Genomic DNA, 9,591 nt, shown 5'->3' with positions numbered 1-9,591 from the left:
ACTCAAGAGTTTGGCCTATGCCTATGAACTAACAATTTACCAGCTCAAAAAAGGGCTGCTCGACCAATACATGAATCAACAACTGGTAAATCCTGCTATCTGTTATGCCTAATGTGCGAAAGTCCTAAAGTAATTCACACCGACAGCAAGCTGTCTATTCTGCGTTGTACTTGCTTATAAATTTGCGTTTGGCCCTGTCTCCCTTCCGGACGAATGGTCTGATGATAATGCGTGTACCACGCTCGTAGGTAAAAAATCGGTAAATCCAGTTGCTGAGCACCACCAGTTTATTGCGGAAGCCAACGAGGAACATGATGTGCACAAACAGCCAAATCACCCAGGCAAAAAAGCCACTCACATGCCTGTCATTTGGCAAATCTGCCACAGCACGGTTTCGACCTACAATGGCCAGAGATCCTTTGTCGTAATACTTGAACGGCTCCATCGGCCGGCCACGCTTCAGCTTCGGAAGGTTTTTTGCCAGAAGTTTTCCTTGCTGAATGGCAGGCTGCGCTACTCCTGGGTGTCCTTTTGGGTACTCCTCCGTTTTCATAAAGGCAATGTCCCCAATCGCAAAAATGTTATCAAAGCCTAGCACCTGGTTATATTCGTTCACCAGTACCCTACCCCGCTCCATTGCCTGTTCAGGCAGGCCATCTATCATCGCACCGGCAACTCCGGCAGCCCATACCAGGGTATGCGCCCGGATCTGTTCGCCTCCTTTCAGGGTGGCGACATTGCCATCATAAGCCTCCACCAGGGTGTTTAGCTTGACATCTATCCCAAGTTCCTCGAGGTACTGCTGCGTTTTGGCACTGGCCTGCGGCGACATGGGCGGCAGCACCCTGTCCATACCTTCCACGAGGTAGATATTCATGTTTTTGAAGTTCATACCCGGGTAATCCGTTGGGAGGATGTGCTTCCTCATTTCTGCCAGTGCACCAGCCAGCTCCACACCAGTAGGCCCACCACCCACAATTACAAAGTTCATCAGGCTTTGCTTTGTTTGAGGGTCATTGGTCATGTTGGCCTGCTCAAAACACTGCAAAAGCTGGCTGCGCAAATTAAGGGCATCCGGTATCTGCTTCAGCGGAAAAGAGTATTTCTTTACCTGGTCATTTCCGAAGTAATTGGATTTGGAACCTGTGGCAACCACCAGGTAATCGTATGGCAGGTTACCGACAAGTGTTGATACGGTTTTCATAACCGGGTCAATGCCTGTTACTTTTACTAACCGGAAGTGAAAATCTTCATAATCATCACTACCAAACATCTTACGTAGCGGTTCTGCAATAGCGTCAGGCTCAAGGCCGGCTGTGGCCACCTGATATAAGAGCGGCCAGAAGCCGTGGTAGTTCTGCCTGTCGAACATCACGATCTGAAAATCGTTACATTTCAGTTTCTTGGCCACGTTGATACCTCCAAATCCACCTCCTATTATAACAACACGAGGTTTGGTGGTATCGGGTATATTGAGCGATAATTGATCGGTTTCAAGCATAGTATATTTCTTTTAGGTCTCCGCAATCCGGAGCAGCAAATTATACTTTGCTTCCCGGCTGCTTCTGTAGGATACGTGTACAGCTACATCCAAAATAACGAAACATACGGCGCTTAGTTACTCAAAGGCAATCCCTCTGTGCAGAAGGCAATTATTGATAGGTATACAGACAGTCGCAGCCACTCTTCTAAAATGGCTGTTCCGGGCACTGTTGAAAGCACCTGTAAAAGATAATGTAAGGATACAAGAGGGTGTTGAAGACTATTTCTGCTTGAAATCGCCGTTCATGATGGACTTGATAAGGGCCGGGATGGCCATTGGGTTAATAGTGGGATACATATAGCGGTTCTGCTGCAATTGCCGCTGCTGGTTCATGCCGTGTCTGAAATTACCCGCTCCATCCATCGGTGTTGTTTTAAAAAGTTCTTCCAGCCGCTCAGGATCCAGGTTACGCATGGCAATGGCCCGTCCTTCATCTGGCAGCTTCACATTGGCCACTGCCTCCCGGAAGTCACGCTCAGTTGCCCAGGGAAACACATCTACCATAGGAAGCTCCGTTGGGTCTTCCTGCAGCTGCATAATAATGGAGTAACTCTGGCTGCTATAGGTTTTGGGAATAATGAGATACTGCTTTTTAAAGCCCAGCGCACCAAAAAGCACGCTGTCGCCGGTCAGCACCGGAACCGAGAAAAAGCCGTATTCATTTGTCACTGTTCCACGTGTGGAGTTTGGCACATACACGCTTACACCAGCCACACCGTACAGGCTATCGCCAGTAGCAACAAAGCCGGACAACTGCACCACACGACGCCCCTGACCCTGTGCTGCTGCCTCCTCTGTTGTACCTAAAAGCAACAACAGGCCTAACAGTGGCAACAAGAGCCATCGCAGGGGCTTTGCATGGAAATACGACGCGTGTAAAGGGGACTTCATGTGATACAATTATACTATATTATTATTTATAATAGTTGCTTTTACCTATTTTTGTTCTATTGCCACCCTGCTTATGAGGCTCAAACATTTCACTCTATCTTTTGGCGAACAGGTTTTAAAAGCCCTCGCCGACGAATCCCGCATCCGCATTCTCTTCCTGATATTGCGCAACAAGGAGATGTGCACTTCAGACTTGGAGCAGGTGCTGGATTTTACGCAAACAAAAACTTCGCGCCACCTCTCTTACCTGCGCAATGCGGGCCTTGTAGCCCCCCGCAAGGTGGATCAGTGGGTTTTTTATGCCATCAAAGAAGAGGCCGCAGACTTCTTGCACCAGATATTTGCCTATATGGAACGCGATGCCGCGCTGCAAAAAGATGTGGAGGTTTACCAGATTCTTTTCTCTAACCGCGAGCTTGCCGTTAACAAACTACAAACCCGCCGCTGGACAGCCTCCTAGCATTTGTCTGCACCCATCATAACTATATAAACCAAAATATATTGTATTGGTTCAGGTACCAGGCAGCTTTGTCTTTCAGCAAAACAATGCAATTATCAAAACATACGTTCCCCCAACGCGTTTTACCTTTACCTGATTCCATTTATACATGAAAACATACACCCACATCCTCTTCGACCTGGACCATACATTATGGGACTTTGAGAAAAATTCTGAAGAAACCCTCTATACCTTATATGAGCAGTTTGAACTGGCCAGCTTTGGCAAGTTCGATAGTAATTCTTTTTACAGGAAGTATAAGTTTGTAAACACCCGCCTCTGGGACCTCTATAACAAAGGCCAGATAAAGCAGGCGGAGCTACGGGAAAGCCGCTTTCTTAAAACCCTGACAGGACTAGGCCTGGAGCCGCACGAAGTACCACAGGGCATTTCAGAAGCTTACCTCGACCTTTGCCCTACCAAAACGGCCGTGTTTCCTTTCGCGTTTGAAGTGCTCGATTACCTGCAGCCAAAGTACGGCCTGCACATCCTCACGAACGGGTTTAAGGACGCTCAGCATGTAAAGATTACGGCATCCAAGCTGCACAGCTATTTCAGGGAAGTAGTAACTTCTGATTGCTGCGGCTTTAAAAAGCCAGACCGCCGCATGTTTGAGTACCTGCTGGACCGCATTAGCGTGAAACCGGAAAACTGCCTGATGGTGGGCGACAACTATGAGTGCGACATTGAAGGTGCCCGCGACGCCGGCATCGACCAGGTGTTCTTTAACCCCGAGAAAATCAAAAAGCGGCGAAGCCTTAAGCCAACTTACGAAATACATTGCCTGAGCCAGTTAAAGGAGATGCTGTAGCCCCAGAGCAGTAAAACATGACAACAGAAAGCCCGGCGCTGACACCTGAAGCAGGTACAGCGCCGGGCTTTCTGTTTGAAGTTAATTTCCTACTGCTCTTTCGGACATCTTTGTCCGAAAGCCACCTGCCGGGGACTTCCTAGTCCCCGTGTACCGAGCAACGCGGAATAGGAAGTCCGCTTCAGGGTTAGTTCCGGACAAAGATGTCCGGAACAGCTGACCTTCTCCAAATACCCATCTACAGCATAACGAGCGTTCGTATGCCGCTTTTCCGGGAAATCCCGTTACATTTGTAAAGAAGGCACCGTTATTTCCGTAAGCCTTCAGGAATACCTTAAACATATTTTATAATCACAATTATAAACGCATGGCAACCGGATTCTTTAGAGTACCAACTCCTGTTAACGAACCAGTAAAATCTTACGCTCCAGGCTCTCCTGAAAGAGAAGAGCTGCAGCGCACCTATAAAGAACTAAAGTCGAAAGAGCTGGATGTGCCGATGTACATTGGCGGCGACAGAATATTTACCGACAACAAGCGGCCCATGGTGCAGCCGCACGACCACCAGCACATTCTCGGCCACTTCAGCGAAGGTGATGCGACCCACGTGGAACAAGCGATAAACGCTGCGCTTGCTGCCCGCGAGATGTGGTCTAATATGGCCTGGGAACACCGCGCCAGCATCTTCCTGAAAGCCGCTGAACTTTTAGCCGGACCTTGGAGAGCGCGTTTGAATGCGGCGACCATGCTGGGGCAGTCCAAAAACGCATACCAGGCGGAAATCGACTCTGCCTGCGAGCTAATCGACTTCCTGCGCTTTAATGTGCAGTACGCAACGGAAATTTACCACATGCAGCCGGAGTCGTCTCCGGGGGTATGGAACCGTATGGAGCACCGCCCACTCGAAGGCTTCGTGTTTGCCCTGACGCCGTTCAACTTCACCGCCATTGCGGGTAACCTGCCAACTGCTGTCGCCATGATGGGCAACGTAGTGGTATGGAAGCCAGCTTACACGCAGATTTACGCCGCCCATATGATCATGGAGCTGCTGCAGGAAGCCGGTTTGCCGGAGGGTGTAATCAACCTTGTGTATGTAGACGGCCCGACAACGGGTGACGTTGTTTTCAACCATTCCGATTTTGCCGGTATACACTTTACAGGCAGCACCGGCGTTTTCCAGAACATATGGCAGACCATCGGCAACAACATACACAAGTACAAGACTTACCCGCGCATTGTAGGCGAAACCGGCGGCAAGGACTTTATACTGGCTCACAAAACAACAGACGCCAAGCAATTGGCAACCGCTATTACACGCGGCGCCTTCGAGTACCAGGGCCAGAAATGCTCTGCCGCCTCCCGTGCCTATATCCCGAGCAACCTCTGGGACGAGGTGAGAGACTACGTGGTAGAGGATCTGAAATCCTTCAAGATGGGGCCTCCGGAAGATTTCTCTAACTTCATTAACGCTGTCATTGATGAAAAATCCTTCGATAAAATAGCGAAGTACATCGACGACGCAAAAGAAAGCAATGAGGTGGAGATCATCGCGGGTGGTAACTACGACAAGTCGAAGGGCTACTTCATTGAGCCAACTGTACTGCTGTCGCACAACCCAACCTATGTTACCATGTGCGAGGAAATCTTTGGGCCGGTTATTTCTATTTATGTATATGACGAAGACAATTTCGAAGATACAGTAGAATTGGTGAATGCCACTTCGCCTTACGCGCTCACAGGTGCCATCTTCAGCAAAGACCGCTATACTATTGAGTATGCCACAAAGAAACTGACCGACGCAGCCGGTAACTTCTACATCAACGACAAGCCAACTGGTGCAGTGGTAGGCCAGCAGCCGTTTGGTGGTTCGCGCGCCTCCGGCACCAACGACAAAGCCGGTTCCATGCTGAACCTGCTGCGCTGGGTATCAGCCCGTTCTATTAAAGAAACGCTCAACCCGCCAACCGATTACCGCTATCCGTTCCTGGGCGAGGATTAGTAAAACGCAACTGCTTAAACCATCACAGCGGCCATATTCTTCTCAGAGCATGGCCGCTGTGTTTTGGCAAAGGGTGCTGCTGCTTTTGCCCCTCCTCCTTCATAGCCCGCCCCCACTTGAACTTTTGCATCATCTACTATAGATTTATGCTTTTGATTGTTGGCTATTTATACCTAATTTTGGTCCTTCATTAAAAAAAGGACTACCGCATTATGGAACCAACTGTGGATCAGTATGTACCGTCTGATTATCTTCCAATTTTAATTCAGTTTGCAGCCGCACTGGGCTTTGTGATTTTTGCGCTTACGCTTACACACATGCTCGGCCCGAAGCGAGACAGTGAAGTAAAAGGCAAAGCCTGGGAAAGCGGTATAGAATCGGTGGGTGATGCCCGCACGCCTATCTCCTATAAATATTTCATGACAGCCATCCTGTTTGTACTTTTCGATGTGGAAATCATCTTCCTGTACCCGTGGGCTGTAAACTTCAGAAGCTTCGGTATGGAAGGCTTCCTGCAAATGCTCGTGTTTATGGGACTGCTGCTGGCAGGGTTCTTCTACGTGATTAAAAAAGGCATCCTGAAGTGGGAATAGGACATTAAACTTTTAAGGTATGATTTGTGTTCATTAAGCACACAAACCCATGCCTTTAAGGTACAAACAAACTATTTACATGAACGACTCAAATAAAGATATCAATTTAGTAGATGCACCGGATGGTGTGTCAGGTGCTGGTTTTTTTGCCACTTCATTAGAGAAAGTAATTGGCCTGGCGCGTAAAAACTCGCTGTGGCCATTGCCTTTTGCCACCTCTTGCTGCGGTATTGAGTACATGGCTACTATGGGCGCCAATTATGACATTTCCCGCTTCGGTTCGGAGCGCCCCAGCTTCTCCCCACGCCAGGCAGACATCCTGATGGTGATGGGTACCATTGCCAAGAAAATGGGCCCTGTTGTAAAGCAGGTGTACGAGCAGATGTCAGAGCCCCGCTGGGTGATTGCCGTTGGTGCCTGTGCCTCTTCCGGTGGTATATTCGATACGTATTCTGTACTGCAGGGTATCGACCGCATTGTGCCGGTGGATGTGTACGTACCAGGATGCCCGCCCCGCCCGGAGCAAATTTTAGATGGCTTGATGCGTGTACAGGACCTGGCAGAAAACGAATCGCTGCGCCGCCGCAACTCGCCGGAATACCAGGCATTACTGGATTCTTATAACATTAAATAAGCAAATGGAGCTTACGAACGAAGACGTACTCGGTAAAATCATCAGCAAGTTTGGGGAAGACAATATTCAGGGCGCTTACAGCCCGGATGGCATCATGACGTTCACCACCAACCGCGAAACCATTATCGAGCTGATCCAATACCTGCACGACGACAAGGAATTGCAGTTGAACTTCCTGACCACGATGTGCGGTATCCATTACCCGGACCAGAAAGACAAGGAACTGTGCGTGATGTACCAGTTGCACAGCCTGCGTCACAACTATCGCCTCCGCATTAAGGTGTATATGCCTGCCTCAGACCCAATTATGCCTACGCTGACAACCGTTTATGCTTCCTCTAACTGGATGGAGCGGGAGACGTTTGACTTCTACGGCATTCAGTTTTTAGGTCACCCGAACATGACCCGGATCCTGAACATCGAGGAGATGGAGTACCACCCGATGCTGAAGCAGTACCCACTGGAAGACCAGTTAAGGGAAGATAAGATAGATACGTTTTTCGGGCGCTAAGTCAATTAGCTGTAAGGCCCTGAGCTTCGGCTGAGGAGCACAACAGCACATAACAAAGGATATACATAATGGCTACTGAAAATAAAACCGCTGAACTCACCGAACTGGAGCAGTTCCGTAAAGACCACGGACTTGCCCTGCACGAAGAGAGGCCGCTTACTACGCTCAACCTGGGTCCAACGCACCCGGCGACGCATGGTATTTTCCAGAACATCCTTCAGATGGACGGTGAGAAGATTATGGACGCTGTGCCAACAATCGGCTACATACACCGTGCCTTCGAGAAAATAGCAGAACGCCGGCCGTTCTACCAGATTACGCCGCTGACGGACCGCATGAACTACTGCTCCTCTCCCATCAACAACATGGGATACCACATGACGGTAGAGAAACTCTTAGGTATTACCATACCGAAGCGTGCGCAGTATATCCGCGTGATCATGATGGAGCTGGCCCGTATCTCGGACCACCTTATCTGTAACTCTATTCTTGGTGTGGACTCCGGTGCCTTTACAGGCTTCCTCTATGTGATGCAGGAGCGTGAGCACATATATGATATTTACGAAGAGGTATGCGGGGCCCGCTTAACCACAAATATGGGCCGCATTGGCGGTATGGAGCGCGACCTTTCACCAAAGGCCCTGCACCTGATAGATGAGTTTTTGAAGCGCTTCCCTAAAACCTGGGCGGAGTTCGAGAAAATGCTGACCCGCAACCGTATCTTCATCGACAGAACAACAGATGTTGGTGCTATCTCGGCTGAACGTGCTTTAAATTATGGCTTTACCGGCCCTAACCTGCGCGCTACGGGTGTAGACTATGATGTGCGCGTGATGAACCCTTACTCTTCTTACGAAGACTTTGAGTTCGAAATTCCGGTTGGCTCCAAAGGCGACACCTACGATCGTTTCTTGGTGCGGAATGAGGAAGTATGGCAAAGTCTGAAAATTATTGAGCAGGCCTATAAAAACCTGCCGGAAGGCTCTTTTCACGCTGATGCGCCACATTACTACCTTCCTCCAAAGAAGGATGTATACACCAGCATGGAAGCACTCATTTACCATTTCAAAATTGTGATGGGAGAAACAGACATTCCGGTTGGCGAAGTATACCACAGCGTAGAGGGCGGTAACGGTGAGTTGGGTTTCTACCTGCTCAGCGACGGCGGCCGAACACCATACAGACTGCACTTCCGCAGACCGTGCTTTATATACTACCAGGCTTATACAGAAATGATTGTCGGTGGCCAGCTGGCTGACGCCGTCCTGACCCTGAGCAGCCTGAACGTAATCGCTGGCGAGCTGGACGCTTAATCAAAGAAAAGTTATCAATTATCAGTACGCATTGTTCCTTGATAGTTGATAAATGATAAATGAATACAATGGCAGAGACTATAAACGAAGTAAAGTTTTCTGATGCGGCCATGGCCGAAATGCAGCGCTACATCAGCCATTACCCTGAAGATCGCCATAAGTCTGCCCTGCTGCCTATCCTGCACATTGCGCAGGCTGAGTTTGGCGGCTGGGTTAGCCCTGAGGTGATGGACAAGATCGCGGAAATTCTGGACATACAGCCGATTGAGGTATATGAGGTAGCTACCTTCTATACCATGTTTAACCTGAAGCCGGTTGGCAAGCACGTGTTGGAAGTATGCCGCACAGGCCCTTGCGCGCTGCGTGGTTCCGATGAGCTAATCGACACGCTGAAGCGCAAGTTGAACATTGAAGAAGGCGAAACGACTGCCGATGGTATGTTCACCCTAAAGCCGGTGGAATGCCTTGCTTCCTGCGGAACAGGCCCCATGCTACAGGTGCGCGAGCTCTTCTACGAGAACATCGACTCCGAGGAGCGTGTAGACGAGTTTCTGGCCATGATGCGCCAGAAAGAGCACGAAATACCAACCTGGGCACAGTAATCCAGACAAAAGAAGAAGGACAAAGGAAAAAAGACGAGAAAACGTCCCGCACCGTTGTTGGTGTTTTCACCAACAACTAAAACTTCAGCGGCCAGATTGCTTGCTGGCGAAAACACCAGCAAGGGCGTAATAAGTCTTACATCATATAAAAAAAATGATCAACCAGCAGTATGCCCTCAAAAGCCGCTGCTAAGC

General features: G+C 49.3%; 11 protein-coding genes and 1 pseudogene. 10 read left to right on the top strand and 2 right to left on the bottom strand.

The genetic code is table 11. The features are described from left to right. Positions 1-112, top strand: a pseudogene (locus E1919_RS28300) (IS701 family transposase); the annotation flags it as partial. A 42-nt stretch (positions 113-154) separates the two neighbouring features. Here the strand turns inward: E1919_RS28300 and E1919_RS24795 are convergent. Next, positions 155-1,501 (bottom strand): NAD(P)/FAD-dependent oxidoreductase, encoded by a 1,347-nt coding sequence (locus E1919_RS24795; protein WP_162056104.1) that lies wholly within the window; start codon positions 1,499-1,501, stop codon positions 155-157. Between the two features lie 261 nt (positions 1,502-1,762). Further along, entirely contained in the window at positions 1,763-2,434 is a 672-nt protein-coding gene (locus E1919_RS24790; protein ID WP_237144845.1) for a carboxypeptidase-like regulatory domain-containing protein, read from the bottom strand. Positions 2,435-2,507: 73 nt separating this feature from the next. Here E1919_RS24790 and E1919_RS24785 point away from each other — a divergent pair, with 73 nt between their 5' ends. From E1919_RS24785 to E1919_RS24750, 9 genes are all read left to right on the top strand, one after another. Continuing rightward, the gene (locus tag E1919_RS24785) at positions 2,508-2,894 is read left to right on the top strand and encodes an ArsR/SmtB family transcription factor (protein WP_162056103.1); all 387 of its coding nucleotides are present in this window, start codon (positions 2,508-2,510) and stop codon (positions 2,892-2,894) included. A gap of 148 nt (positions 2,895-3,042) precedes the next feature. Then, positions 3,043-3,744 carry a YjjG family noncanonical pyrimidine nucleotidase gene (locus E1919_RS24780; protein ID WP_162056102.1) on the top strand — a complete coding sequence of 234 codons (702 nt, stop codon included), beginning with the start codon at positions 3,043-3,045 and terminating at the stop codon, positions 3,742-3,744. A 17-nt stretch (positions 3,745-3,761) separates the two neighbouring features. After that, a complete protein-coding gene (locus E1919_RS27980) occupies positions 3,762-3,887 on the top strand; it encodes a hypothetical protein (protein ID WP_262888765.1) in 126 nt (41 codons plus the stop codon). A gap of 224 nt (positions 3,888-4,111) precedes the next feature. Further along, a complete protein-coding gene (pruA, locus tag E1919_RS24775; protein WP_162056101.1) occupies positions 4,112-5,743 on the top strand; it encodes an L-glutamate gamma-semialdehyde dehydrogenase in 1,632 nt (543 codons plus the stop codon). Positions 5,744-5,955: 212 nt separating this feature from the next. After that, positions 5,956-6,336 (top strand): NADH-quinone oxidoreductase subunit A, encoded by a 381-nt coding sequence (locus E1919_RS24770; protein WP_115567479.1) that lies wholly within the window; start codon positions 5,956-5,958, stop codon positions 6,334-6,336. Positions 6,337-6,415: 79 nt separating this feature from the next. Further along, a complete protein-coding gene (locus tag E1919_RS24765; protein ID WP_162056100.1) occupies positions 6,416-6,970 on the top strand; it encodes an NADH-quinone oxidoreductase subunit B in 555 nt (184 codons plus the stop codon). 4 nt (positions 6,971-6,974) lie between these two features. Continuing rightward, complete coding sequence (locus E1919_RS24760; RefSeq protein WP_162056099.1) at positions 6,975-7,481, top strand: NADH-quinone oxidoreductase subunit C; 507 nt, start codon at positions 6,975-6,977, stop codon at positions 7,479-7,481. A 68-nt stretch (positions 7,482-7,549) separates the two neighbouring features. Continuing rightward, positions 7,550-8,794: an NADH dehydrogenase (quinone) subunit D gene (gene nuoD / locus E1919_RS24755; RefSeq protein ID WP_162056098.1), complete on the top strand. Its 1,245-nt coding sequence runs from the start codon at positions 7,550-7,552 to the stop codon at positions 8,792-8,794. Positions 8,795-8,862: 68 nt separating this feature from the next. Then, a complete protein-coding gene (locus tag E1919_RS24750; RefSeq protein WP_162056097.1) occupies positions 8,863-9,396 on the top strand; it encodes an NADH-quinone oxidoreductase subunit NuoE family protein in 534 nt (177 codons plus the stop codon). Positions 9,397-9,591: the final 195 nt, after the last annotated feature.

The organism is Pontibacter pamirensis, assembly GCF_010015475.1.
GTDB classification, from domain to species: Bacteria; Bacteroidota; Bacteroidia; order Cytophagales; family Hymenobacteraceae; genus Pontibacter; species Pontibacter pamirensis.
This window is presented reverse-complemented; position numbering and strand designations above follow the sequence as displayed.